The sequence below is a fragment of the Streptomyces sp. NPDC058000 genome (assembly GCF_042886435.1).
Lineage (GTDB): Bacteria > Actinomycetota > Actinomycetes > Streptomycetales > Streptomycetaceae > Streptomyces.
In genome coordinates this window covers 1-25507 of sequence record NZ_JBHVQS010000092.1, presented here as the reverse complement: position 1 = coordinate 25507, position 25507 = coordinate 1, and the positions used below count along the sequence as shown (strand labels likewise).

Here is a 25507-nt window from a genome sequence, read left to right as displayed (position 1 = left end):
CCTCAACTCCCTCGCCGACTACCTCACCAAGGTCGGAACCGACGGCCAGAAATAGGGCAGAATTAACCCTCAGAACTTCTGGCGCATCACACTAGTGCTGTGACCGCGTAGGTTCGCCGGGTTGGTGGTCGTGACGGTTGGATGTGCGGTGACGTCCATTCGACCTCTGGAGGCGCGGTGGCTGAGCCTGTCCGTGTACGCAGATTGACCGACAAGGAGGGGCAGAAGCTGAAGCAGATCGTGCGCCGGGGCAGCACGAGTTCGGGGCGTTACCGGCGGGCGATGATGCTGCTCGCTTCGGCGGGCGGAAACCGGGTGCCGGTGATCGCCCAGCTGGTCCAGGCCGATGAGGACACCGTGCGCGACGTGATCCACCGCTTCAACGAGATCGGCCTGGCCTGCCTGGACCCTAATTCCTTGGTAACGGCACCGGCGAGGCTTCTTGGAGCACTGCCGGACTGTTCGAGTGCGGGACTGTGACGCCTTCCTGGACCCCGGCTGACGAAGCCTCCACTGAGAGCGGCGCACGAACCGTACTTGTGAGCATTGGGACATGACGCCTTACGTCTTCCTGGCTCGGAGCCCTCGCGGGAGAGCGGCCCAGGTCCCCGTGCTCATGGTGGTGGCGGTCGCGTGGACGCCGGGCGGACAACCTATACAAGCCCCGGCCCGTGATGCCTCTAGGTAGAGCGGTGACGTTCGGCGTCTTCACGGCCGCCACCACCCCCATGCGGGAACACTCGTTGATGTTGGTGGTACGAGCCCGCCTCACGGTGACCTCTTGCCAGTCCCGAGCCGTCGAGCTCCGGGCAAGACCGAGGCCCGTGGCGCGCGCTGGTGCCACGAACGGCTTGTGAGATGTCGGACCGAAGAGTCCTGGAATTAGGGAGCCGCGTGGCCCGCATGCGCTCGTGACCAGCGCAAATGCCAGCGCCAAGGGGAGGAACAACTTGATCTATTGTGGGATCGACTGGGCCGAAAAGCATCACGACGTCGCCCTCGTCGACGACACCGGGCGGCTGCTGGCCAAGCGCCGCATCAGCGACGATACGGTCGGCTACCGCCTACTGCTGGACCTGTTGGCCGAGTACGGCGACACCGAAGAAGACCCCATCCCGATCGCGATCGAGACCAGCCGCGGACTCTTGGTTGCCGCCTTGAGGCAGGGCAAGCGGAAGGTCTTCGCGGTCAACCCGATGGCCGCCGCCCGATACCGCGATAGGCACGGCGTCTCGCGCAAGAAGTCAGATCCAGGCGACGCCCTGGTACTGGCGAACATCCTGCGCACCGACATGCCCATGCACCGCCCGCTGCCGGACGACACCGATCTGGCCCGCGCTATCGCAGTCCTGGCCCGTGCTCAACAGGACGCCACCTGGAACCGGCAGCAGAGCGCCAACCAGCTCCGCTCCCTGCTGCGCGAGTACTACCCCGCTGCCCTGGATGCCTTCGCCGGATGGCAGAACGGCCTGTGCCGCCCCGAAGCCCGCGAACTACTCAAGGTGGCGCCGACGCCGGCACAGGCCACGCGGCTCACCCGCGCACAGCTCCGCTCCGCCCTCAAACGGGCCGGTCGCAGCCGCGGCATCGAAGCTGAGGCCGAGCGGCTCCGCGAGATCTTCCGGGGCGACTACGCAAGCCAGCCACGGTTGGTCGAGGACGCGCTCGGTAAGCAAGCCCTCGCCCTCCTACGACAGTTGGAAGCCGCCTGCCTCGCCGCTGACGAACTCACCGAGGCGGTCGAGGCGTCTTTTCTCCAACACCCGGACGCTGAGGTGATCTTGAGCTTCCCCGGCCTCGGGGTTCAGCTCGGTGCCCGCGTGCTCGCCGAGATCGGGGACGACCGTCAGCGGTTCGCCGACGCTCGCGGCATGAAGGCATACGCGGGATCCGCCCCCGTCACCCGCGCATCCGGGAAGAAACATCATGTCGGGCGCCGCATGGTCAAGAATGACCGGCTCAACCACGCCGGCTACCTGTGGGCCTTCTCCGCCCTGCGGTCCTCACCCGGAGCCGACGCCCACTACCGCCGCCGACGCGAGCGAGGAGACTGGCACGCAGCCGCCCAGCGGCACCTGTTCAACCGCATGATCGGCCAGCTCTACCACTGCATCCAGACCGGCGAACTGTTCGACGAGCACATCGCGTTCCCACCCCAACTGGCCGTAGCAGCTTGACAACTTGGCATCGTGAGATGTCTCAGTGGGCGGGAGGCCGTCCCCGCCTGCTCACCCCTGACGACGAGGACTTCGTCATCCGGACGGCCACCACCCGCCCCACCAGGCTCGGCCAGCCCTTCACCCGCTGGTCGATCCGCAAACTCGCCGCCTACCTGCGGGAAGTGCACGGACGTGTCATCCGCATCGGCCGTGAAGCCTTACGGTGCCTGCTCCGGCGCCGCGGCATCACCTTCCAGCGCACCAAGACATGGAAGGAATCACCCGACCCTCATCGCGACGCCAAACTCGACCGGATCGAGCAGGTTCTGGACCGCTTTCCGGACCGGGTCTTCGCCTTCGACGAGTTCGGGCCGTTGGGGATCCGGCCCACCGCAGGCTCCTACTGGGCAAAGCAGGGCAAGCCAAACCGGCTGCCGGCGACCTACCGCCGCACCCACGGCGTCACCTACTTCCACGGCTGCTACTCCGTGGGCGACGACCGCCTGTGGGGCGTCAACCGCCGCCGCAAGGGCACCGCCAACACCCTGGCCGCGCTGAAGTCGATCCGCGCCGCCCGACCCGACGGCGCCCCGATCTACATCATCCTGGACAACCTCTCCGCCCACACCGGCGCCGACATCCGCCGCTGGGCGAAGAAGAACAAGGTCGAGCTGTGCTTCACCCCGACCTACGCATCCTGGGCCAACGCGATCGAGGCCCACTTCGGCCCGCTGCGGCAGTTCACCCTGGCCAACTCCCACCACCGCAGCCACCCCACGCAAACCCAGGCACTGCACCGCTACCTGCGCTGGCGCAACGCCAACGCCCGCCACCCCGACGTACTTGCCGCCCAACGCAAGGAACGCGCCCGCATCCGCGGCGAGAAGGGCATCCGCTGGGGCGGACGCCCCCTCAACGCCGCAGCCTGACCGACCGCGAACCGCAGCCCCGGAGTGCCGAAAGGGACAAGTTCACGAGAAGGACAGCGGCAGAAGGACGACTCAGGAGGCGGACGGCTCGATCTCCCCCGCAAAGACGATGACCTGGTCGATGAGGCTCCGCCGCAGATGGACGACGTCAGTTCCCGCCAGGCGGGGGCCTCCATCCGGCGTGGTGAAGACCCACTGGTACCGGGCCCACTCGTCAGGCATGTCCACCGCTGAGCAGCGCACCATCGTGCCGGTCCCCGCCGGGTGGCGCCGGATGTCCAGCACGAACCGCTCGACCGCCGCGATTCCTTCGGTGCGACCCAACGGGCCCCAGAAGACCACGTCTGAGGTCAGGGCCTGGGAGAGCAGGGCAGTCACATAGCTGTCGTCCGAGGCGTTAAACGCGGAGATGAACGTGTCGATCGCGGAGCGTGCCGTCTCTTCCTGCATGCCCCAGTAATACCAGCCGTTGCGCGTGCGCTCGTCCCGCGAGCCGCCTTCCGATCACGGTGGACCATCCCGGTCACAGCACTAGGGGGCGTCTCTCCGCTCGGGCCGCGGGTGTGGGGCCGGAAAGCGGGAACTTTCTGGCTCTTTCGCGCGTTGCGGACGACGACCTGATCGTTTGATGTGTGACACGACGGCGGTGCCGTCGTCGGGAGAAGTGAGCAACCCATGGCCATGGTGGGCCTGTTCTGGATCGCCGAGGGCGACGTGTACGTGGGCGCGAAGCCGTCCGGTCTGGCTCCCGGGGTACGCCTGGCCCCCGAGGGCGTGATGGCTCTCGGCGACGGACAGTCCGGCTTCTACCTGTGGGAGGGCGTGCATGCCCTGACGGTGGCGAACGTCCCCGTGAAATCCCTGAAGCGGCAGTTCGGCACGGTCAAGGACCTGGCTCTGGACATGGTGCTGAACCTGGCTCTGTCCGTGGGCCCAGGCCGGACGGGGGAAGCTCCGGCGATGCTGACGGTGCGCGTGGCATCACCCGACGGTGACCACGAGTTGACGGCTTACGCGGCCGCGGCCGTCGGCTACTCCCCGACAGAGGTCGAACTCTCCCAAGCCCTCCTGTCCCGCCTCACGGAGGGCGCCGCGACGCTGGCCACGACGTTGGCGTCGATGTCGGAGTGGGGCCGCGCCTGGGAGGGCGGGTCGCCTCGGAGGGCAGAGCGGGAGCGGTTGTTGCGGAAGTGGGTGGGCTAGAGCCTCCGCTCACCAGCGGAGCCCGATGATGGCTGCGGCGGCAGCGACAGCGGCAGCCGGTTGCGCAACTGCGCGCGGGAAGGGGTAAGCCAGAGCGGTTCACCCGAAGCCAACAGGCCGGCACGTCATGAGTGGCGTCGTGACGGAGATGTACGGCTTCTTGAGGACTGTGGGGCGGTCGGACCGCCCCACAGGGCTGTGGGGCGGATCGCCGTGTCAGGAGGCTGATCGGGCTACTGACAACGCTGCCGCCCCCGGGGCAATTGGGCCTGCCAGCCACTGGCTTGACTGCCGAGGACCAGAAGGATGCCGGCGCCTGGCAGGACCGCGGCCCTGCCAGGCAGTGCGCTGGAAGGCGGCCTCAGAGCCGGGTTGGGGTTCGGGGCGCGCCGAACCAACGGGCGAGCGCGGCGCGCAGGCCGTCCGCGTCGTCCCCCGGGCCGGCCCAGCAGACGTGCCCGTCCGGCCGGACCAGCAACGCCTCGTCGCCGTCGGCCGCAGGTCCGCGATCGAGACGGCCAGGGCTGTCGCGGCGATCGAGACTGTCGCAGCGGTCGAGGCGATCGCGGCGGTCGAGACGCTCGACTCGATCGGCCCAGCCTTCCCTCGCCGCGGCGACAACTGACCCGGCGTCAGCCAGTAGGGTTCCGCGGCCGGACGGCAGCCGGACGCCGGGCGCCCGCGCGCCGAGCAGCGGGTGATCGGGCTCGCCGGGCATCGGGTAGCGGATGTCGGTGCCGGCGATCATGGCGGCGACGCGGCGGTTGGCCTCCGGCGCGGCGAGCAGGTCGCGCACCGCCACGGCATCCGGGTCGGGGAGCGTCAGCACCATCTGAGCCCGGGTGTTGGCCAGCACCTGGGCGCCGACCGGGTGGCGCTCGGCATGGTAGGTGGCCAGCAGCCCGTCCGGGGCCCATCCTCGGACCACGGCGGCCAGCTTCCAGCCCAGGTTGAACGCGTCCTGCATGCCGAGGTTGAGGCCCTGCCCGCCGGCGGGGGCGTGGATGTGGGCGGCGTCACCGGCCAGCAGCACCCGGCCGTCGGCGTACCGCTCGGCCTGCCGGGAGGCGTCGGTGAAGCGGGACGCCCAGCGGACGGCACGCAGTTCGCGCGGCGGGCCGGGGCAGCGGGCCAGTGCCGCGCGCACCTCGTCCGCGGTGACCGGGGCGTCGCGGTCGATGCCCTGCTGCTCGGGGCCGCCGAGAATGAGTCGGTGTACGCCGTCGCCGAGCGGGAGCAGGAAGGCGACACCCTCGGGGTTCGGGCTGAGGTCGGGGAGGCGCCAGGACTTGCCGGGGTCGTTGGATTCGGGCTCCACGGCGGCGAGTTCGATGTCGGCGACGGCCATGCTGACCCGACCGTCCCGCCCCGGAAAGGGCATGCCCAGGATGCGGCGCACCGCGCTGCGTCCGCCGTCCGCGCCCACCAGGTATGCGGCCCGGACGGTGCACTCCGCGCCATCGGGCCCGAGGAGGGTGGTGGTGACGCCGTGCGCGTCCTGCCGAAACGACGTCAACTCCCGGCCCCGCAGCACCGGAACGCCGTACTCGGCGAGGTGGTCCTCCAGGAATTCCTCGACCCGGGCCTGCGGGATGCCGACCTGGTGCGGGAACGCGGTGTCCAGCGCACCGTAGTTGAGCGGCAGCCCGGCGAAGTGGCCGGAGGGGAGGAGGGCCAGCGACCGGTCCAGGACCGGCTCCAACCAGCCTCGGCAGTCCAGCACCTCGGCGGTGCGCGGCTGCAGGTTGAGCGCTTTGGACTGCCCGGTCCGGTGGGGCAGCCGCTCTGCGACGGCCACCCGTACCCCGGCCAGGCCCAGCTCGTTGGCGAGCAGCAGGCCGGTCGGGCCGGCCCCCGCGATGAGCACCTCGACGTCGGTGTGCACGGCTCCCCCTACAGCTTCATGCCGTGGCGGGTGATGTACCAGTTGTGCCACCCGAGCAGCCCGCCGAGCATCACCAGCCAGAGCACGGTGCTGGTGAGCGGGAAGGAGTCCACCGGGATCGTGTACGCCAGTACCACCCGCAGCACCGCGTCGAGCAGGAAGACCGCGCCCCACACCGCCGTGACCAGCCGGAGGTGGTGACGGAACGTCGGCTCCGCGTCCCACCGCGCCTCCCATTCGACCAGTCCGGCCTCGCCGACCTTGGCGATGACGATGCCGCGCGAGGCCGTCATGATGAACGGACGCCGGGTGAGCAGTGTGCCGAGCACCCAGAGTCCGATCGCGGCGGTCAGCCAGCTGTCCCGGATCATCAGCACCCGCGGGCTGCCGGTGATCACGGACAGCAGCGTCCCGACCACCACCAGGCTCAGCGTGAACACCGCCATCGCCTCCACGCGCCGCTGCCGCACGATGCCGTAGGCGATCCACGGCAGCAACAGCAGGCCGCCGACGACCATCGAGAGCCACTGGCCGGCGCCGGCCGCGCGCAGTCCGTAGTAGGAGCCGAGCGGGAGGACGAGCTCGAAGAGCAGCTGCGCGGCGAGCCGGCGGCGCAGCGCCGCCGTGCGGCGTCGGGCGGGCGCCGCGGCGGCCTCGTCCGTGTCTGTCTGTGGTGCCTGGTGCGTGGCCATGGTGTGTTCCCCCGTGTCTGCTGTGGTCATGACGTGTTCCTGGTGGCGCGGTCGAACAGGTCGGCCAACTCGCGGCCGGCGGCCCGCACATCGAGATCGGGATCGTGGGTGGCGCGGCGCACCACGTCGTCAATGGCGGCGCGGATCGCCCGCATCATCACCCACGGGTCGAAGTCGCAGAACTCGCCCGCGCGCTGCGCCTTGCGGATCTGCTCCACCTGGACGGCGAGGTTCGCCTCCGTCGTGGCAAGGAAGGTGACCATGCCGGGGTCGCTGCCGCGGAGGTTGGAGAGGATCTCGGTGATCGCCGCGAGGTGGTTCGGGTACTCGGCGAACAGGTCGAGGTTGCCCTCGATGGAGGCGCGCAGCCGGGCGGCGTAGCTCTCGTGGGCCTCGATACGGGGACGGATGTACCCCTCCGCGAGCCGCAGCACCTCGGTGACGACCTCGCTCATCAGGTCGTCCCGCCCGTCGAAGTGGTAGGAGATCATCCCCGTGCTGCTCAGCCCGGCGTGCTTCGCAATCTTCGCGAACGAGGCCCGGTGGTAACCGACTTCGGCGATGACGTCGATAGCCGCGGCAACGATCTGGGCACGACGGCCCGTCTCCGTGAAGGAGGGCTTGGTCCGGCGTCCCGCCTTTTGCTTGGCTGCACTATCCCTTGCTTGCATGAGCAAGACGGTAGCGCGATTTGCTCACCCGAGCAAGAAGTGGTCACCAACGCCGGCGGGGCAGCAGGACTCCCGTCCCCACCCATCGACGCGGACCAGGCCGCTCAGCGGGCGGCAACAACATCGGTAGCGACTCCGGCACGTTCGTCACTGTCTCCCGCTCTGCATGTTTGCGCAGGCAGTCGCGGTGCTGGTGGCAGGTCACCTCCACCGCGATCGACCGGAGCCAGCCCGCCATCCCGTAGCTTGACAGGCGGCACCGCTCAGTCAGCCCGCCGACGTGCTCGACCAACGTCCGGCGCGAACAACTCGACCGATCTCAGCAGAACCGTCGCACCCGGAGTCGGACTGTGCCCCGACGCGGACCCAACGGCCGCTCTCCCCTACGTGCCCTCCCGTTCACTGCGAACCTGAAGCCTTTCCTTCCAGAGGCTCGGCGGGTACCCGCTCGTGGCCAGGCACACCACGAGGGCGTTCATCTCGTAGGCGTACGCGCAGGAGAGCTTCGGGCAGGGCCGGGGGCCCTTGAGCAGGTGACCAGGAATCTGCGGTTATCAGGGCAGCGGCTCTCAGTCGCCGCGCCGCACCCGGGCCGCCTTGCGGGCCTCGGCGAGCTTGCGGGCCTCGCTGGCCTTGCGGGACTTGCCGCCGGCGCCGCGGGAGGCGTCCTTGCTGGTGCCCAGGCCGCGGAAGGGGGCGTTGGCGTTCTTGGGTCGGGGTGTGACGGGCCCGCCGTCGAGCGGAATGCCGGAGGGGGCCTTGGCCCCGGTGATCCGGCTCAGCTCCGCCTCGCCCGAGCGCACCTTGGTGATCGTCAGCTCGATGCCGGCCCCGGCTATCAGCCGACTCACCTCCCGGCGCTGGCCCGGCAGCACCAGCGTGACGACGCTGCCGGACTCACCGGCCCGGGCAGTGCGCCCCGCACGGTGCACATAGTCCTTGGGGTCGGTGGGCGGGTCGACGTTCACCACGAGGTCGAGGTCGTCGATGTGCAGACCACGGGCCGCGACATTGGTCGCCACCAGGACGGTGACCTGGCCGTTCTTGAACTGTGCAAGGGTCCGTGTGCGCTGCGGCTGGGACTTGCCACTGTGCAGGGCCGCGGCGTGCACTCCGCTGGCCCGCAGATGCCGGGTGAGCTGGTCGACCGCGTGCTTGGTGTCCAGGAACAGCAGTACGCGGCCGTCGCGGGCGGCGATCTCAGTGGTGACGGCGTACCGGTCGGGGCCGTGGACGACCAGCACATGGTGGTCCATCGTCGTGACCGCGCCCGCGGACGGGTCGACCGAGTGGACGACCGGGTCGTGGAGGTAGCGACGGACCAGGTGGTCGACGTCGCGGTCCAGGGTGGCCGAGAACAGCATCCGCTGGCCGTCGTGGTGCACCTGGTCGAGCACCTCGGTGACCTGCGGCAGGAAGCCCATGTCGGACATCTGATCGGCCTCGTCGAGGACGGTGATCCGGACCCGTTCCAGGCGGCAGGCCCTGCGCTCGATGAGGTCGTGCAGGCGGCCAGGCGTGGCGACAACGACCTCGGCCCCGTCGCGCAGCGCAGCGACCTGCCGGCCGATCGACATGCCGCCGACGACCGTGGCCATCCTCAGCCGGAGCGCGTCGGCATACGGCGCGAGCGCCTCGGTCACCTGCTGGGCCAGCTCCCGGGTAGGCACCAGGATCAGGGCGAGGGGCTGCTTCGGCTCCGCGCGCCGCCCGGCCGTCCGTGCGAGCAGCGGCAGGCCGAAGGCGAGCGTCTTGCCCGATCCCGTGCGCCCGCGCCCCAGGACGTCGCGTCCCGCGAGGGCGTTGGGCAGTGTGGCTGCCTGGATCGGGAAGGGCTCGCGCACGCCGAGCTCGGTGAGCGTTCGCAGCACCTCGGCCGGCAGTTTCATGTCGGCGAAGGCGACCGGGGACGGCGTCGGGGTGGGGGGCACTGGCCGGGCGACATCGTCGTGCGAGGCGCTGGGGCGGTCCGGGTGGTTCATGAAGAGCCTTCCGCATGGGGAACGTGCCGAGGAAGGCCCGGCAGGAATGATCAGCCGACGAACAAGGGAACCGCACGGACGGAATCGCCAGCCGTCACAGCCCGTCCAAACATTTGAGGCTAACACAAAGTGACATTTCGGCCCTGCGTTGTGGTCACCCGGGCACGCTGCCTCCGCCGAGGTCCGTCGTGGGCTGTCGGCCGACCGGTCCGGCAGCCGTGCCGTTGCTTTCCGCTGAGCTACGGGGCGGCGGGCCGGGGTGTGGACGGCAGCCCTGTACGCCGCAGCACCCGCCCGGGAATCTCACTCTGTGCGATGGCACCTCAGCATTCAGTCAGCATCCAACCTGCCGGAGGTGGCGACAGGTTACGAACTGGTGCCGTATCAGGCCACGTTCACCCTCTCGATCTTCAGGCGCCCTGGCTCATGACAGGTGTCGCCCAGCCCCTGGCGTCAGTCATCCAGGCGGCCGGAGACCGTAGCCGACATCCGGTTCCGGGAGACGCGCAGGTGGGGGCGTATGCGGTCGAGGAGGACGAGGGCGAGGGCCAGGACGTAGAACGCCAGGCCGAAGACAACGGCGTTGGTGGCGATGCCGGGGTAGCCGTGGAGGTCGACGTCGAGGAAGGGGTAGGGGTATCGGCCGTCGGTGCCGGGGGCGAGGAGGGCGCCGCGGATGAGGGCGAAGGGGAGGTAGAGGACGGGGTAGGCGAGCCAATGCCAGGCGTAGCGGAGCGGGAATGCGCCGGGGGCGGTGAGGACCAGCCAGTCGAGGACGGCGGCGAGGGGGGTCGCGGTGTGGAGGAGCTGACTGGCCGCCGTTTCGAGGGGGGTTCGGTGGCTGGTCATGGCAAAGCCACTGGAGTCGTTCGACAGCACGAAGTGGAAGACGAGCCCCGTGATGCAGATGTAGAGCAGCGCTGCGCCGGTGGTCCGCGGGGAGAGGGCGGGACGCCCGGTCCAGGCGCGGTGGGCGGAGCAGGCAAAGACGACGGCCAGCAGGATGTTGGACTGGATCGTGAAGTAGCTGAAGAGCCGGCCCAGATCGTGGGAGGCGATCACGTCCAGAACGATGCCGGTGACCCCGGTCAGGGCCGCGAGCGCGCGGAAGGCCGCCGCGACGGGGCGGCGGTCCTCCGGGGCGGGGGATGCGAGGGCGGCCGGCGCGTCGGGCCGGCCGGGCCGGGTCGCGGACTCTGCCGAGGCAGCAGGGGCCGAGGAGGTCGTGGAGGGTGTCGAATCGAGCATCGGATCACCCTATGGCGGGGCTCTGGGACGACCTCATCGGGACTGCCGGATCGGTCGCAGCCAGCAGCAGTCACGATCCGGGCCATCCACGGACCATGAAGCCGCCGGCCGTCACCCTCGTCCTCAAACGCGCAGGCCAATCGGCACGGAGATCGTGTGGCACCAGCAGACCAAGAACCTGTTGGTGAGCTACTCACCGAAGAAGCTCGGGTTCTTCTAGAGGCACGAGAAAAGGCGCCTGACCTGGACTTTTGCCCGTCAGGCGCCTTCCGCTCGGCCCACTCAGACCAGGGCCCGGCTTACGTCGCAACTCCCAGTTTCTCCCACCACTATCCCGCTCCTGACCAGCTGTTCCGGACCAGTCACGGACCAAAACCCCGACTCACCCCTCAAGCGCCACACCCTGGCTGACGCGGTCCCGCTCCTTCATCGACTGCTCGATGAGGCGGTTGGCCTGCTCCCGGACCCCGTCCACGAACTTGGCGTAGTGGCGAAAGAGGACTTCGATGCTCTGGCCCGCGCGGCGAGCGCATTCGGCCGGGTCCACACCGGAGTACAGCCAGAACGAGATCCCGGCGTGCCGGAGGTCATAGGGCCGCTTAGTGGTCGGCTGCGTAAATCCTTCGGGGGGTTGACTCCGGAACCGGTGTCGTGCGTTGAGCCGTGTCAAATGCTGGGGTCGGCGAGGTAGAGGCCGCAGATGCAGTCGAGGGCGTCTTCGGGGAGCCGGCGGAGCTGCCGGTGGGTAGCAGGAAGTCCTCGTAATAGTTGCTGCTGGTCAGGTAGAGCTCGAAGCCACACCGTGCAGCGGAGCCGCCTGTCCACGTACAAGCGTACGGGGACCACTTCGCGGAACGGCGTGACCAAAACGCCGTAGCCGAAAAGCCAGTTGGGCACCACGGGGCTCTTCCGTCCTTCATGGTCCGCACTGGCGGGCAGTGGGTGCTTCGAGCCCCCGCTTCGCGCTCTTCCCCGTGTTCTGGTCCCGCGTCACCGTCTGAGGTGACCTGGGCGGATGTCTCGAAGAGGCCGGAAACCTCTGCACGTCTGCCCCGGTCGGCTATGCACTTCGGCCCGTACGCCGTCAGTCGACATCACACGGGCCGGCGAGGAAAGGGAAGGCCGCCTGATGAAACCACCACCAGCTCACCCACTCCAAGACCGCCGCACACGCCTCGTGCGTGTCCTGCGGAAAGCGGCCGCCGGGGCCGCCGCCGTGCTGACCCTGGCCGCTCTGGTCGCGGCGGGCCCGCCGGCCCACGCGGCCGACCCGTGCACCGTGGAAGGCAGCACCTGGACCTGCCTAAACGGGATCCCCGCCAACACGACCGTGACCGCCAACGGCCGCACCGCCGTCAACGTGACCGGGACCGTGGCCGGAACCTTGAACGCCACCACCAGCGGGGCCTGCAACGTCAACATCACCATCCCCCACCAGCTCCCCGGCGTCCGCCATATCCCCAGGCGGCACCGTCAACCTGAACGGGTCGAGGATCGTCCTGCAGGCCACAGGGTCCACCAGCAGCGCCGGCTACCCCGGTAACGCCGGAACAGCCAAACTCACCGACGGTGCCGGCGGCACCATCACCGGCGGCAACAGCACCGGCAGGAACCTCGCCGGCCAAGGTTCGACCGGAACCATCACTCTCAAGGGCGGAACCCTCGCCCTCAACGGGGGCTCCCTACCCCGGCCCCAATGGTGGCGTCAGGACGCATGACCACGAAATCTCAAGATCCCCGGCAGAGTCCCTCAATGCTGGCGCGAGCACTGTGCACGTCGGCCCGTCCCAGTGTCCCAGACAGCGATCGTTCCGCTCGCTCCCATCCTACTTACGAGCCAGGCAAGTTGACGGTCGTCCAGCATCAGCACCCCTCTGCGGTCCACTGACTGAACCCGAGGTATACATACATGCACGTACGTGACTTCGGGAAAGGCGTCACCTCGCCTTCCCCAACGTTCCTTTAGTCGAATGCGTGAATGGGATGAGCGACGTGAGTGACGTGAGCGACAACAGTGGTGTGGCGAAGGCTGGTGGGGTGTCGCGGCGCGGTGCGCCAACCTTCGTCCTCGTCCATGGTTCCGGAAGCAACTCCTTCTATTGGCAGCCGCTGCTGCGCGAGTTGGGCCTGCGCGGACACCGTGCGATCGCCGTCGACCTCCCCGGACACGGCCTGGGCGCATACTTCCCCGAGTCCTATCAGGCACCACAGGACCTTGACCGGCTGCGCACCGAACCGTCCCCGATATCCAAGGTGACGCTGGGCGACTGCGCCGCACACGTCATCGACGTGGTGCGGCGGGTGCACCGCAACGGCCCGGTGGCGCTGGTCGGCGCAAGTCTTGGCGGGGCGACTCTCAACGCGGTCGCCAACCAGGTGCCCGAGCTGATCTCGCACCTGGTGTACACCTCGGCGTTCTGCCCGACCAAGCATCCTTCGGTGCTGCAGCTGATGATGACCCCCGAGGCGGCCACCAGCTTCATGTTCAAGATGCCCGGCGTCCAGACGCCGCCGGAGTTGGGCGTTACTCGCGTCAACTGGCGCTCGGGCGACCCCGAGTTCTTCGCCATCGCCAAGGAGGCCGTGGCCGCCGACCGGACGGACGTCGAGTTCCGGGCGGTGACGAACATCCTGGAACCCGACGAGTCGGCGGCGATCGGCGCGAGCGAGGACGCCCGAGGACTGCCGGAGAAATGGGGCCGGGTGCCGCGTACCTTTGTGCGCTACACACAAGACCACACCATCCCGCTGCCGCTCCAGGACCTCATGATTCGCGAGGCGGACGACGTCACGCCGCACAACCGCTTCCGCGTGCGATCGCTGAGCGCTCCACACGCCGGCCCGCGGGATCCCGAGGAGCTGGCGGACGAGTTGGAACTCGTCGCGCAACTGCGCCGCTGACGGCATCTCATGCCTGGCCTCGACTGTCGCTGGGGACGGACGGGGCTACAGGCCGCCGGTCACTCTCACTGCGGGCGCAGACCCATGGGCACTACGGGCAAAGGCAAGGCCGACACAAGGGTGCCGGAGGATGTCGAGTTGTCGTTCAAGGGCAAACGGATCTGGAACAAGGACTTCTCGGAATGGCGCGACGGGTTCACGTTTGGGGTGGCGGGCAGCCGGGAGAAGCCCGCATGTACCCCTTTGAGCCAGCACGCTGTGACGGAAGCCCGGATCGTCTAACTCCATTGCCAGGGCGTACTTGAAATCGATGCGGCAGCGCACCGCTTCTGCTGCCTGACGGTCCGACAGGCCGTGCAGGAACTGCAGCACACAGACGGTGGCCAGTTGGGCAGGCGAGATGCCGGGGCGTCCGTCGCGCGGGTACCAGCCCGCGAAGTCCTCGTCGCACCACAGCCCATCCAGCCGCTGGCGTGGCCGGTTCGCCGAGGCGGGCCTGCCCGGGCTCAACGACCGCAGGCGCTGCGGCCGTCCCGTCTCGTTCACACCGCTGCAGGCCGCCGAGGTCAAGGCGCTGGCCTGCCGGCTGCCCGCCGAGACCGGAGTGCCGATCTCACGCTGGTCGTGCCCGGAACTGGCCCGCGAGGCCGCCCGGCGGGGCATCACCCCGTTCATGTCGGCGTCCACTGTGCGTCGCTGGCTGGCCCAGGACGCGCTCAAGCCCTGGCAGCACCGCTCCTGGATCTTCATCACCGACCCCGGCCTCCGGCTGAAGGCCGCCCGGGTGCTGGACCTGTACGCCCGCACCTGGCAGAGCGAACAGCTGGGCGATGACGAGTACGTGATCAGCGCCGATGAGAAGACCTCCATCCAGGCCCGCTGCCGCTGCCACCCCACCCTCGCCCCCGGCAAGGCCAGGGCGATGCGCGTGAACCACACCTACGGACGCGGCGGCGCCCTGGCCTACCTCGCCGCCTACGACGTCCACCACGCCCACGTGTTCGGTCGCACCGAGCCCAGGACCGGCATCGTCCCGTTCATGAACCTGGTCACCCAGGTCATGAGCCAGGAGCCCTACTCCAGTGCCAAGCGCGTGCTCTGGATCGTGGACAACGGCTCCTCCCACCGCGGGCAGAAGGCCACCGACCGGCTGGCCGCGGCGTTCCCGAACGCCGTGATGGTCCATACTCCGTGCACGCCTCCTGGTTGAACCAGCTGGAAATCTACTTCTCGGTCGTCCAGCGCAAGGTGGTCTCGCCCAACGACTTCACCGACCTCACCGAGGTCAGGGACCGGCTCCGAGCCTTCGAAGACCGCTACAACGCCGCGGCACAGCCGTTCCAGTGGAAGTTCACCACCTCTGAACTGGACGATCTACTGGACAGGCTCGACTGGCACACCGCCGATCACCACGAAGAATCCTCCGTGGCGCTGGCAGCGTGATCAACCCCCGAAGGATTTACGGAGCCGACCACTTAGAGGTCCTGCATGACGACCACTTTCTGCCTGCGGGAGATCACCCCGGCCAACTTCGACGTTGCGGTCGGCGTGCAGGTTCGTCCGCCCCAGCCTGCCGTGCACACAGCATGGTGCTGGAGGGGGGACCAGCTCAGCTGATCAGATCAGGCCGCGTTCCAGGGCCGTCACGACAGCCGCGGTCCGGTCCGTCACGTCCAGTTTCCGATAGGCGCGCAGCAGGTGCGTCTTCACGGTGGCCTCGCCGATGAACAACTTGGTGCCGATCGCCGCGTTGGTGAGGCCCTGGCTGACCAGTCGCAGCACTTCGGCTTCCCGGTCGGAGAGCGTTGGGGTGTCCACCGTCCGCGAGCGGAACAGCTTGGGAGCGAGCGACGGGGTCAGCACGGTCTCGCCGCGGGCTGCCGCCCGTACGGCGTCGATGAGTTCTGCCCGGGTGCTCCCCTTGAGGAGATAGCCGGCCGCGCCCTCCTCCACGGCGCGCAGGATGTCTGTGTCGCTTTCGTAGGTGGTGACGATGACGACCTTGCTGCCGGGCGCCTGGCGCAGGATGTGCCCGGTCGCCTCGACGCCGTCCATCCCACCCATCCGCAGGTCGAGCAGCACGATGTCGGGTCGCAGTCGCCCCGCCAGGGTCACCGCTTCCTCGCCGGATGCGGCCTGTCCGGCGACGGTGATGTCCGGGGCGGATTCCAGCATGGCGGACAGGCCCTCGCGGACGACCGGGTGGTCGTCCGCGAGGAGGACCCGGATCGTGTGGTCCGCCACCGCGTCATCGGGCACCGTGTGGTGGTTCATCGCTCCCCGCGCCATCTTTTGTTCACCCGTTGCCTCGTTGGTCAGTTGCTCTGTCGGGCAACTGCTTTTGTCGGGCGGTTGTTTCCGCCGGTCTGTTGCTCCGCCGGTCTGCTGGGTCACAGCTCGTCTGTGGGCTCGTCCTCGGCTCCCGGGTCCGCGGGCACCGTGATCGTGATCGTGGTGCCCTGACCCGGTCGACTGTCGGCGGTGGCGTGTCCGTCGATCTCCTCGGCACGGGTCCGCATGCCGCGCAGCCCGTATCCCGCGTGGGCACGGTCCGCGGCGAAGCCGGCGCCGTCGTCCGTGACGGTGAGGCGGACCGTGTGCGGCTCGTAGGCCAGGGCGACGGTCACGGTGCGGGCCCCTTCGGCGTGCTTGCGGACGTTCGCCAGGGACTCCTGGGCGGACCGCAGCAGCACCACGGCGGCGGGCATCGGTACCGGGCGCTCGGCGCCCTGGACGGTACAGCGTACGGTCATCCCAGTCTGCTCGGACAGCGCGTCGGCCTGCCGGCGGATCGCACGCGCCAGGGAGCTCTCGCGGAGTGCGGGAGGGGTGCGGTCGGCGACGAAGTCCCGTGCCTCGGCCAGGCTCTCCCGGGCCACCCGCCCGGTCAGCGCCAGGTGCCGGGCCGCCAGGTCCGGTTGGTTCGCCAGTTCCGATTCGGCGGCCTGGACAAGGGTGATGATGCTGGTCAGGCCCTGTGCGAGGGTGTCGTGGATCTCCCGGGCCAGCCGCTCGCGCTCGGCGGCGATGCCGGCCTGGCGGGACATCGCGGCGAGCCGCTCTCGGCTGCGGTGCAACTCCGCGATCAGCTCGCCGCGTTCCCGGCTCTGCCGGACCACTTCGGTGATCCACAGGCCCAGCAGTACGGACAGCGCGATGCCGAGGAGGGAGAGCGGCAGCGCCGCGCGCCAGTCTCCGCCGGTCAGCAGGACGACGGCCGGTGGCGTGAGGTTGGCCAGTGAGGCCATCGCGACCGCGGGCGCGGTGGGCAGCGCCATCATCAGCATCGGGACGACGGCGAACAGAGCGAAGGAGCCGCCGATGGCGCAGGCCGTGGCGGTGGCGAAGAGAAGGAAGAGCCCTGCCACGAAGGTGATGTGCCGCGGGCCGGCGGTGCGGTCGGCACCGCTGTGCAGCATGAGGCCGCGGCCGAGCGCCGCGTACCACGGGATGAGCAGGGTCAGCGCGGCGATGGCGAGGGCGCGCCGAAGCGGGTCGCCGCCGGTGTTGAAGAGCAGGACGGTGGTGACCGTGTAGCTGACGGCGAAGTATCCGTCCCACAGGCCGAACCAGCGGCTCCGTGCTTCGGGGGCATGGCCCTCGCCGTTCCCCTGGGTGTCAGTGCGCACCTGCCCAGTCCTACCACCCCCGCCATGGCCGACTGTCCACCGGTCGGCGGACAGCCAGTCCCCACGGTCGGTCGACGCCGGGTGCCCCCGCCCGGCCATAGCGTCGAGGACATCGGCGCAGCGGAAATACGCGCCAAACGCCAAGGGAGACCTCGCCTTTCATGAGCACCACGTCGTCTTTGTTCAGCCCGTTCCTGACCGCGCTGGTCGCCAGCGTCACGATTCTCGGCATCATCCTCGCCACCGACCTCGGTCACCGGCGGCTCACCAATATGCGGATGCTGCGGTCCCTCATCGCGGTCGCCATTGTCATCGCGCTGTTCGTGCATTCGCTGCCGACCGGCGGGAACGACATCTCGATGCAGCTCGCCGGGATCGGCATCGGCGTGATCTGCGGACTGATAGCGGGCGCGCTGCTGCCCGCCGAACGCGCCACCGACGGCGGCATTTACACCACTGGTGGGATCGGCTACGCGGTGCTGTGGATCGTTATCTCCAGCTCGCGGGTGCTGTTCGCGTACGGATCGGAGCACTGGTTCAGCCAGGGGATCATCACGTTCAGCATCGACTACGAGCTCAGCGGGCAGGACGTGTACGCCAACACCTTCGTCTTCATGTCGCTGGCGATGGTGCTGGCCCGCACGGGGGTACTGCTGAGCAAGCGACGGAAGCTGACACGGGCCTGAGGCCGCGCGATGGCTCCCGCCCGGGTCCGTACGAGCCTCACGTGGTGGCGGGAGCAGGCGCCCGCCGGACCAGTGCCTAGACTCCGCGGATCAGGGCGGGGCGCATGGGCGGTGGATACGATGCTGGGATGCTGTCGATGGTGGTGGCACCGTGGGGGCGCGATCCGGCGGTACTGCGCAATGCGGACGTTTCCCATGATGCGGCGAGCATGGTGAAGGTGGCCGTTCTGACGGCTCTGTACCGCAGCGGTATCGACATGGACACGCAGATACCGGTGGTCAACGAGTTCCGTTCGGTGACGGGCAGCAGCTACGGCAACAGCCCCGACTGGGACAGCGATCCGTTGCCCTGGGAGCGGATCGGCGGCTGCGCATCGGTGCGCTGGCTCGCCGGGCGCATGGTCACCCACTCCTCCAATCTGGCGACGAACCTGTGCCTGGCGCAGGTCGGACACGAGGCCGTGGCCCAGGTCTGGCGGCGGGCAGGTGCCACGACCAGTGGCAGTCCGCGCGGGGTCGAGGACTACGCGGGGCGCAACGCCGGTGTCCACAACCGGGTCTCTGCCCGGGACCTGGTCCGGCTGCTGGAGTCCCTGGAGCCGGAGGTGCTGGCGCTGCTGGAGCGCAACGTGCACCGCGTGGACATCGCGGCCGGGCTGCCCCCAGGGACGCCCCTGGCCGGGAAGAACGGCTGGTTTCCCGGCGTGCGCCACAGCGCCGCCGTCGTCCGTCCCCCGGACTCGGCACCGTACGTTCTCGCCGTCTGCTACACGGGGCGGCTGGCGAACGGCCGCGATGTCGACGACCCCGCCGCCCGGCTGCTGGCCCGTATCTCAGCCGGAGTGTGGCGACGTCGCCGCGCCCTCGCCGGCCGCGGCACCTGACGCCAAGCGGCCCGGGGGCCCGCCGTACCCGGACGTGACGGAGGCTCCGCGGTCGGAGACGGTGGCCGCCAGCGCCTCGATGGCGGTGGGGTTGAGCAGATTGATGCGGACGTAGCCAGGGTGGCCCTCGAGTTCGAAGTACCGCTCGTCGAGCGCCAGGAACCAACGGTGCGGGACGCGTGGCCGACCGAAGAGGAAGAAGCCGGTCTCGACTGGTGTCCAGGCGGCGAGCGCACCGCTCGCGGTGAGCCATGCGTGGTTGTCACGGATGTGCCCGACCAAGCCCTCATTGCCGTGCCGGCTCATGAGGTCCGCGGCACGGTGGGCGAACAGCCGGTCGGAGACGGATACGTCACCGTGCAGGTTGATGTGCAGGTCGGCCAGCTCCTGACGCAGCGCGGCGGGCACCAGCAGGTGGGCGCAGCGGTATCCGTGGATGGACAGGTACTTGGTGGGGCACACCATGCGCAGCGTGTGCTCGGCCGGAAGCCGGGCGCTGGCCTCGCCCAACCTTCCGTCCCAGGGCATGTATTGGAAGGTGCCGTCCACGAATACCATCGATCCAGTGGACTGTTGCCATGCCGCGATCGTGTCCAGGACATCCACCGGCACCCGGCGCCCGGCGTACCAGACAGGGTCGGTCAGCACAAGGACCGTTCGCTCGTCGGGGAGGCTCAGGTCGAACTCCGGCTGATACGCGTGCCCAGAGGCGACCGGAACCGGCTCGATACCGAACTCCCGTAAAAGATAGGCCAGTTTGTAGTAGACGGGCCCCACGTAGTGGACTCGCCGGTGGCCGTTCACGGCGAGCCAGGTGACGAATGTGCCGAGCACGCTGCTCGAACCGCCGGCCGGGACGACGTTCCGCTCGCCGTAGGCCACCCCGTCGTACCGCTCATGCATCGCGGCGATTTTGGACCGGAGCTTCAGGTCTTCGTCCAGACCCGAGTACCGGGTGATGTCTGCCAGATGACGTGGCGCGGTATGAGCGAGCTCGCCGAGATACCGCTCCACGTAGGGGTGGCCACCGTTGTAGTCGGAGAGGAACACGCGGGCACCCGGTTGCTGCCGCTCCGCCTCGATGTGTTCGTGCCACTCCAGCATGCGGAAAAGCGAAGGTCCCGCCGTTCGCCCTGGCCCGGTCTGCATTCTTCTCCCTGGTGCGGCCGGAAACCCTGCCGGCTGACGTCCCAGTACGGGACACCGGGGCCGGCCTGTCCGCCGAGTGCCCGGCCGACAGCGCGCCATACCTACCCGCACCACCCGCACGGAAAGCGGTGCGGATAGAGCTCATACCACGACCTTGTGGACCGGTTTGATGCTCAGGGAGCGTTTGAATCCCCGACAGCCGCGCGGCCAGCCGAACCCGAACCCCGCCCAGAGCTGTTGCGGTGTGTGCGGTCTCGCGAAAGACGACTCAGCGACAGCTCACTGGATCAGGTCGGTGTGCGGATGCTCCGGAGATGCCGGGCAGACATAGAGCTGCAGATTGTCAGTGCTGCCGACTTCGACCGCGGTCGGCTGCGCAGGGTTCTGGCCGGCGACATGACCGGCGGCAAACGCGGCGGCCTCATCCTCGAAGGCGCACAGTGCCCGACTTCTGGCCGAGCCTGAGCGAAGGCCAGTCACGAGGGTCGGACCAGAGCATGATGCCATCCATGCTCCACCCCTCTCCTTGAGACTTCAGTCTGGGCACGTCTACCCCTGCGGGCAGGATCATCAGCACGAACTTCACAGGGATGATGCGCAGACGCCGCAACTCGTTGTAGTCGTCGGCTTCAAGCTGAAAGGAGTAGTCGCCATCCTTCAGTCGGCGAACCTTCAACTCGCTGCTGCTCGCCTTTGCTTGCAGGTCAAACCTGGGCAGGGCGTACCTGTGCGGCTCAGAGGACACAACGGTTGTATCGACGCAGTTGTAGTCCAGGCGAGGGTCGCTGAGGTAACACCCAGCACCGTTCGCAAGGAGCTCGATCACAGCCAGGCTCGCCACTTCTTTGCGGGCGGATGAGGGTGCGCCCCGGCGGCGATAGGTCTCCTCACCCACCCGTCTGTCCCCGCCCGTCATCTCCCCCGTGTCACAGCTCGCACGATGGCGGCCAGTATGTGACGACCACCCTGGCTCCCGACGATGCTCCGGACCCAGGAGACGGCCAACTACGAGTCCCGCATGGCCAGATCGTCATCGCCTTCCTGGGGAGTGCAGCACTGTGGTGGATCTACTTCGACCGTGCCTCCCACCGCCGGCTGCACCGGCGGGCACGCCCGAACAGCTTGGCTGTTCAGGCGTCGAGCGAGGGCTTCGCAGGAGGGACGTAGCAGAATGAACACGACGTCAGCCGCCTGGCATTGCCACGGCAGCCTGCCGGGTTTCAGGCGTCATCGCCGCGTCGGCTCACTGGCTGGGCGGCTGCCATTCGATCATCAGAATCGTGGCGTCGTCGCTGAGTTCGTTGTGCCGATGACCGAGGATCGCGTGGATGAGCAGGCGGAGCACCTCCGGGGCGTTCTGCCCGGCGGCGGTCGACCGGATGATGTAGTCGGTGAAACGCTCCAGGCCGAATTGCTTACCGCCCTCATCGCGCGACTCCACTACGCCGTCGGTGTAGAGCAGTATCCGGTCACCGGGTTCGAGGCTGGCTTCGTGTACCTGCCGGGAGCCGCCAGCCAGGCTGGCGGGCAGACCCAGCGGAGGCTCGGAATCCTGCTCCAGGGCTTCGTCGAGCAGGTGCTGGCCGCGGATGAGCAACGGCGCCGGGTGACCGCAGTTGGACCAGTGCAGCACGCCGGTCGGCATGTGCAGCTGGATGAAGATGCCGGTGCAGAACTGGTCCGGAAGCCACTTCGCCAGCGCCTGGTCGACTGCGTCGACGAGTTCGGCCAGGTCCGCGCCCGTGCGACGGGCGTTGCGGCAGCCCGCCATGGCCACGGAGGTGGCAAGGCCGGACGCCAGGTCGTGGCCCATGCCATCGAGGATCGTGGCGTGCAGAAAGTCCTCGGTGAACGAATGGTCGAAGGCGTCGCCGCCCAGCTCGTACGCAGGTTCCAGGACCGCGGTCGACACCACCCGGCCGGTGCCGATCGAGCGCGGGGGAAGAAAGGCCCTCAGCATCTCCGTGTGCAGTTGCATCGGCCGGGTCCGCATGCGCTGCGCGAAGGTGTCGCTGTAGGTGCGCTTGGAAGTGATGATCATGGCCAGGAGCGACGCCATCGTCCGGCAGCGCCAGAGTTTGATCCCGTCCAGTGTCTCCATGCGGAGTTCCAGGACTCCCAGCCGCTCCGCTCCGTCGACCAGCGGCAGCCAAACGGTCAGCCCGCCGGATGTGTCTTCCTCCACCCTCAGGGAGTTTGTCCGGTAGGCCCATCCAGCCAGGGAAGCGTCGACCTCCCGGTCCGGCTCGCCCTCGACCAGCGGCAGCAGCAGCCTCTGCTGGAGATCGCCCAAGTAGATGACGGCACGGCCCATACCCATGGCCTCGGCATATCGCTCCAGGACCGTCGGCAGTTCCGCAGGTGACGCCTGCTGGGCAGTCCTGACCAGCTCCTCCAGCAGCCGTTCACCATCTCCGGCCGACACGCTCGCGCCTGCCATACGATCACCCCTGCCGCGCCGAGCCACCACCGTCGAAACGCCCGCACCTTGAGGTAGTCGGCATGCTGCCTGATCACCTGGGTGGGGCGGCCGAGCCTGCGACGACGCGGGCCGCGCCGGCGACGCAGCAAATGCAGGCGCACGGCCTCCACCAGTCTGCTCCAGCCGGCGCCCGATCGCGCCCCGAGCACGGGAGCGTACGCACGTACGACGTCACCACCCGGCTCCGCAACGGCGGCAGCACGTGATCGTTCTCCCTGGCGGCGCGCCGTGCCGCGTGGCCGGCGACGCCATGGGACACGACATCGGTGCCGCTATCGCCATGCACCAGCTCAGCAGCATGCTGCGCGCGGTCGCCCTCGACCAGCCCGGACCTCCGAGCGAGATCGTCCGCAAGCTCGACCTGGCACTGCAAAGCCTGGACGGTGACACGATGGCCACCCTGATCGTGGCCACGCTCGAGCAGCACTCGGGGTCAGCCGGGTGGGGGCGGGGCCGTGGCGGGACCTGTGAGGGTGTCGAGTCGGGCGGCGAGGTCGGGGTGGGTGGTGGTCAGGTGGGGGCGGGTGGCGTTGAGAGGGTCGATGAGGTCGGCGGAGTCGTCGTGGGCGAGGGCCGCGTGGAGTTGGTCGAGCGGGTGGCGGGCGGCAGTGGGGAGGTCGGTGAGGGCGGTGATCTGGCCGGCGATGCGGCGCAGGTCGGCTGCGTTGCGGCGGGCCCATTCGGCTTGGGTGCGTTTGACGGCGCGGCGTTCGCGGGTGGCCTGGACGCGTTGTTCGCCGGTGGTTCCGGCGGGGCCGGGCCGGTTGCGCAGGTAGCGGCGTTCTGCGGCCTGCCGGCTGGCGACGCCGAGAGGGTGGGCGAGGTCGGCCCAGCTGGCGCCCGCGTCACGGGCCGTTTCGATCAGCCCGGTCTCCCATCCGGCGAGCTGCTCGCGGACCTGCCGCAGCAGCAGCAGCGAGGCCAGGGCCTGCTCCGCGCCGGGGCCGGCTGCGGGGGTGTCGGAGGTCTCTTGCCGGGCGGCGTACAGAGCGTCGTCCACGGCGTGCAGGGCCGCCGCCGCGGCAAGGAACGAAGCCGGGCTGCCGCCGTCGGCGCTGGACGAGGCCGACTGTTCGGCTGCGGTCACAGGCACCTCTCTCAGCTTGTCATCGTCCGGACGACACCGTGATTGTCATCCAATGGATGACATGTTACAACGGTTTCAGTGAAGCGCATTGGCAGCAACTGCCCAAACCTGCTGGAGGTGTTTTCACGATGTTGATGCGCACCGACCCGTTCCAAGAGCTTGACCGACTGACTCGGCAGCTGATGGGCCCGGGCACCTGGTCACGGCCGTCCCCGATGCCGATGGACGCCTACCGCGAGGGCGACGAGTACGTGGTGGCCCTCGACCTGCCCGGCGTCAGCGCGGACGCGATCGACATCGACGTCGAACGGAACATGCTGACCGTCAAGGCCGAGCGCCGGCCCGTGGCGAAGGCCGACGACGTGCAGATGGAACTGTCGGAGCGGCCGCTGGGTGTCTTCTCCCGCCAGATCGTGCTGGCCGACACGCTGGACACCGAGCACATCGAGGCCGACTACGACGCCGGGGTGCTCACCCTGCGGATCCCGATCGCGGAACGCGCCAAGCCCCGCAAGATCGCCATCGGCGGCGGATCCGACCGCAAGGAGATCTCCGGCTGAGCCGGGGCGATAAGGGCTCTGACAGCGGCGGAGGACGGGTAACTGATCTCCCCCTCTCCCGTCCTCCGCACCCCATGGACCGAGGAAGGGTGGCGGCCGACGTGACTCTGCGACGCGAAGCGTTCCTCGACCAGGTCAAGGAACGCGGTGAGTACGGCAGCCGGCAGGAAGCCGAGCGCGTGGCCCGTGTGGTTCTCGCCCTGCTGGGCGCGCACCTGGTCGGCGAGGTGCGCGCCCAGCTGGCCGCGCGTCTGCCGGAAGGCTTCGCCCTGATCCTCCTCGACCCGCTGCAGAGCGCCGAGCCGCTGCCACCGGAACGGTTCGTAAGGGCGACGGCGGCCTGGATCGAGGGGGCCACCGACCAGACCGCGGCCTGGGACGTCAGCGCCGTTCTCAGCACGGTCGCCGACGCGGCCGGCGACGGCCTGCTGGGCCAGATCCTGCTCCAGCTCCCCGCGGGCTACGACCTCCTCTTCGGCCGCCCTCAGCCCGCCTGACCGCCCGCACACCCGGCGCCCGCACACCGGCACCACCATCCCGGCGACAGAAAGGCAACCACCGCAGTGATCTCCGACCCGCGTACACCACTGCAGCAGCTGCCCGTGATGACGTATGAGCAGATGCTGGAGAAGGTCCGCTACGAAGGCGCCTACCCCACCCGGGAGCGGGCCGAGGAAGCCGTCCGGCTGATCCTCGCGGGACTGGGACGCCAGCTGACGGGCGACGAACGCGTCGAGCTTGCCGCCCGCCTCCCCTTCGAAGCAGCATGTGTCCTCACCGCACAGATCCCCGACACCCAGCCCCTGACCGGCTGGGCCTTCGTCAAGGACCTCGCCGCCCGCACCGGCGCCTCCCTGGCCACCACCCGCTGGGACACCGGAGCCGTCTTCTCCGCCGTCGCCGCCCTGGCCGGCCCCGATCTCCTCACCCGTATGCTGCGCCAGCTCCCCTCCGGCTACGCGCTGCTGTTCGGCCGCGCCGAACTCACCCCGCCGCGTAGACGGGGCGTGTCCTTCCATCCCCGGCCGGGTCGGTGACGGTGACGCGTGCACGAGTTGCAAAGACCCACGGAACTCGTGCCGTCGGCGGACCCGGGTACCGCGGTCGGCGCCATGTAATCGAGTGAGGGTGAATGGACCTCACCGCCGGTCAGTCGCAGCTGACCGGTGAAGCTGGGGGCAGCCGAAGTGCGGAAACGCACACAACGGTGAGAGCAGCCCCGACAACGTACGGGACAAGTCGGCACTGCCAAATGACCCGGGCCCGGCTAGTGTCCTGCGCCGGAGATTCGTCGGCAGAAACGGGCGAGGGAGTCGAGGATCTCCTCGGCCGTCTTGGTCCAGATGAATGGCTTGGGGTC

General features: G+C 69.0%; 24 protein-coding genes and 3 pseudogenes. 14 read left to right on the top strand and 13 right to left on the bottom strand.

Annotation, left to right across the window (positions count from 1 at the left end):
* Positions 1–177: 177 nt before the first annotated feature.
* From ACFVT2_RS41140 to ACFVT2_RS41130, 3 genes and pseudogenes are all read left to right on the top strand, one after another.
* Positions 178–411 (top strand): annotated as a pseudogene (locus tag ACFVT2_RS41140) (helix-turn-helix domain-containing protein); the annotation flags it as partial.
* A gap of 539 nt (positions 412–950) precedes the next feature.
* The gene (locus ACFVT2_RS41135) at positions 951–2177 is read left to right on the top strand and encodes an IS110 family transposase (RefSeq protein ID WP_390026975.1); all 1227 of its coding nucleotides are present in this window, start codon (positions 951–953) and stop codon (positions 2175–2177) included.
* A complete protein-coding gene (locus tag ACFVT2_RS41130; protein ID WP_390026969.1) occupies positions 2174–3088 on the top strand; it encodes an IS630 family transposase in 915 nt (304 codons plus the stop codon). Before ACFVT2_RS41135 ends, ACFVT2_RS41130 begins: the two co-directional genes overlap by 4 nt.
* Before the next feature lie 72 nt (positions 3089–3160).
* On the opposite strand, the gene ACFVT2_RS41125 is transcribed toward ACFVT2_RS41130, so the two are convergent.
* Positions 3161–3538 carry a nuclear transport factor 2 family protein gene (locus ACFVT2_RS41125; RefSeq protein WP_045933901.1) on the bottom strand — a complete coding sequence of 126 codons (378 nt, stop codon included), beginning with the start codon at positions 3536–3538 and terminating at the stop codon, positions 3161–3163.
* Between the two features lie 225 nt (positions 3539–3763).
* Here ACFVT2_RS41125 and ACFVT2_RS41120 point away from each other — a divergent pair, with 225 nt between their 5' ends.
* Entirely contained in the window at positions 3764–4291 is a 528-nt protein-coding gene (locus tag ACFVT2_RS41120) for a hypothetical protein (RefSeq protein ID WP_390026966.1), read from the top strand.
* Positions 4292–4652: 361 nt separating this feature from the next.
* Here the strand turns inward: ACFVT2_RS41120 and ACFVT2_RS41115 are convergent, their stop codons facing one another.
* The 5 genes from ACFVT2_RS41115 to ACFVT2_RS41095 all read right to left on the bottom strand — a co-directional run bounded on the left by ACFVT2_RS41115 (position 4653) and on the right by ACFVT2_RS41095 (position 10769).
* Positions 4653–6176: an FAD-dependent monooxygenase gene (locus tag ACFVT2_RS41115; protein WP_390026964.1), complete on the bottom strand. Its 1524-nt coding sequence runs from the start codon at positions 6174–6176 to the stop codon at positions 4653–4655.
* 8 nt (positions 6177–6184) lie between these two features.
* The gene (locus tag ACFVT2_RS41110) at positions 6185–6898 is read right to left on the bottom strand and encodes a VC0807 family protein (protein WP_390026961.1); all 714 of its coding nucleotides are present in this window, start codon (positions 6896–6898) and stop codon (positions 6185–6187) included.
* On the bottom strand, positions 6895–7539 hold the full coding sequence (locus tag ACFVT2_RS41105; RefSeq protein WP_390026959.1) for a TetR family transcriptional regulator: 645 nt from the start codon (positions 7537–7539) through the stop codon (positions 6895–6897). The genes ACFVT2_RS41110 and ACFVT2_RS41105 overlap by 4 nt, the downstream gene beginning before the upstream one ends.
* Before the next feature lie 569 nt (positions 7540–8108).
* Positions 8109–9521: a DEAD/DEAH box helicase gene (locus tag ACFVT2_RS41100; protein WP_390026957.1), complete on the bottom strand. Its 1413-nt coding sequence runs from the start codon at positions 9519–9521 to the stop codon at positions 8109–8111.
* Positions 9522–9974: 453 nt separating this feature from the next.
* On the bottom strand, positions 9975–10769 hold the full coding sequence (locus tag ACFVT2_RS41095; RefSeq protein WP_390026955.1) for a Pr6Pr family membrane protein: 795 nt from the start codon (positions 10767–10769) through the stop codon (positions 9975–9977).
* Positions 10770–11985: 1216 nt separating this feature from the next.
* Between ACFVT2_RS41095 and ACFVT2_RS41090 the strand changes: the two genes are divergently transcribed.
* The gene (locus tag ACFVT2_RS41090) at positions 11986–12312 is read left to right on the top strand and encodes a hypothetical protein (RefSeq protein WP_390026952.1); all 327 of its coding nucleotides are present in this window, start codon (positions 11986–11988) and stop codon (positions 12310–12312) included.
* Positions 12313–12752: 440 nt separating this feature from the next.
* Positions 12753–13670 carry an alpha/beta hydrolase gene (locus ACFVT2_RS41085; protein WP_390026950.1) on the top strand — a complete coding sequence of 306 codons (918 nt, stop codon included), beginning with the start codon at positions 12753–12755 and terminating at the stop codon, positions 13668–13670.
* Positions 13671–13913: 243 nt separating this feature from the next.
* Here the strand turns inward: ACFVT2_RS41085 and ACFVT2_RS41080 are convergent.
* Positions 13914–14156 (bottom strand): annotated as a pseudogene (locus ACFVT2_RS41080) (transposase); the annotation flags it as partial.
* On the opposite strand from ACFVT2_RS41080, the gene ACFVT2_RS41075 reads away from it, so the two are divergent.
* Entirely contained in the window at positions 14071–14880 is an 810-nt protein-coding gene (locus tag ACFVT2_RS41075; protein WP_390026948.1) for a helix-turn-helix domain-containing protein, read from the top strand. The pseudogene ACFVT2_RS41080 and the gene ACFVT2_RS41075 sit on opposite strands and share 86 nt — an antisense overlap.
* The gene (locus tag ACFVT2_RS41070; RefSeq protein WP_390026945.1) at positions 14877–15113 is read left to right on the top strand and encodes a hypothetical protein; all 237 of its coding nucleotides are present in this window, start codon (positions 14877–14879) and stop codon (positions 15111–15113) included. The genes ACFVT2_RS41075 and ACFVT2_RS41070 overlap by 4 nt, the downstream gene beginning before the upstream one ends.
* 174 nt (positions 15114–15287) lie before the next feature.
* Here the strand turns inward: ACFVT2_RS41070 and ACFVT2_RS41065 are convergent, their stop codons facing one another.
* Together ACFVT2_RS41065 and ACFVT2_RS41060 are read right to left on the bottom strand one after the other, a co-directional pair.
* On the bottom strand, positions 15288–15944 hold the full coding sequence (locus tag ACFVT2_RS41065) for a response regulator (protein ID WP_390026943.1): 657 nt from the start codon (positions 15942–15944) through the stop codon (positions 15288–15290).
* 116 nt (positions 15945–16060) lie between these two features.
* Positions 16061–17299 carry a histidine kinase gene (locus ACFVT2_RS41060; protein ID WP_390026940.1) on the bottom strand — a complete coding sequence of 413 codons (1239 nt, stop codon included), beginning with the start codon at positions 17297–17299 and terminating at the stop codon, positions 16061–16063.
* Between the two features lie 161 nt (positions 17300–17460).
* Here ACFVT2_RS41060 and ACFVT2_RS41055 point away from each other — a divergent pair, with 161 nt between their 5' ends.
* Together ACFVT2_RS41055 and ACFVT2_RS41050 are read left to right on the top strand one after the other, a co-directional pair.
* The gene (locus ACFVT2_RS41055; RefSeq protein ID WP_390026938.1) at positions 17461–17985 is read left to right on the top strand and encodes a hypothetical protein; all 525 of its coding nucleotides are present in this window, start codon (positions 17461–17463) and stop codon (positions 17983–17985) included.
* Positions 17986–18113: 128 nt separating this feature from the next.
* Positions 18114–18869, top strand: coding sequence for a serine hydrolase (locus ACFVT2_RS41050; protein WP_390026936.1), 756 nt, complete (start codon positions 18114–18116; stop codon positions 18867–18869).
* Here ACFVT2_RS41050 and ACFVT2_RS41045 read toward each other — a convergent pair.
* The 3 genes from ACFVT2_RS41045 to ACFVT2_RS41035 form a co-directional block, all read right to left on the bottom strand.
* Complete coding sequence (locus ACFVT2_RS41045; protein ID WP_390026933.1) at positions 18819–19973, bottom strand: aminotransferase class I/II-fold pyridoxal phosphate-dependent enzyme; 1155 nt, start codon at positions 19971–19973, stop codon at positions 18819–18821. The two genes, ACFVT2_RS41050 and ACFVT2_RS41045, sit on opposite strands and share 51 nt — an antisense overlap.
* A gap of 466 nt (positions 19974–20439) precedes the next feature.
* Complete coding sequence (locus ACFVT2_RS41040; RefSeq protein WP_390026931.1) at positions 20440–20913, bottom strand: DUF4365 domain-containing protein; 474 nt, start codon at positions 20911–20913, stop codon at positions 20440–20442.
* Positions 20914–21261: 348 nt separating this feature from the next.
* Positions 21262–22458 (bottom strand): PP2C family protein-serine/threonine phosphatase, encoded by a 1197-nt coding sequence (locus ACFVT2_RS41035; RefSeq protein WP_390026973.1) that lies wholly within the window; start codon positions 22456–22458, stop codon positions 21262–21264.
* A 292-nt stretch (positions 22459–22750) separates the two neighbouring features.
* On the opposite strand from ACFVT2_RS41035, the pseudogene ACFVT2_RS41030 reads away from it, so the two are divergent.
* Positions 22751–22879: pseudogene (locus ACFVT2_RS41030) on the top strand (SpoIIE family protein phosphatase); the annotation flags it as partial.
* A gap of 54 nt (positions 22880–22933) precedes the next feature.
* Here ACFVT2_RS41030 and ACFVT2_RS41025 read toward each other — a convergent pair.
* A complete protein-coding gene (locus tag ACFVT2_RS41025) occupies positions 22934–23587 on the bottom strand; it encodes a type III effector protein (protein WP_390026971.1) in 654 nt (217 codons plus the stop codon).
* Positions 23588–23715: 128 nt separating this feature from the next.
* On the opposite strand from ACFVT2_RS41025, the gene ACFVT2_RS41020 reads away from it, so the two are divergent.
* The 3 genes from ACFVT2_RS41020 (at position 23716) to ACFVT2_RS41010 (ending at position 25184) form a co-directional block, all read left to right on the top strand.
* Positions 23716–24147, top strand: coding sequence for an Hsp20/alpha crystallin family protein (locus ACFVT2_RS41020; protein WP_390026929.1), 432 nt, complete (start codon positions 23716–23718; stop codon positions 24145–24147).
* A gap of 101 nt (positions 24148–24248) precedes the next feature.
* Entirely contained in the window at positions 24249–24644 is a 396-nt protein-coding gene (locus ACFVT2_RS41015; protein WP_390026926.1) for a DUF2267 domain-containing protein, read from the top strand.
* Positions 24645–24710: 66 nt separating this feature from the next.
* Positions 24711–25184 carry a DUF2267 domain-containing protein gene (locus ACFVT2_RS41010; RefSeq protein WP_390026924.1) on the top strand — a complete coding sequence of 158 codons (474 nt, stop codon included), beginning with the start codon at positions 24711–24713 and terminating at the stop codon, positions 25182–25184.
* Positions 25185–25507 lie beyond the last annotated feature (323 nt).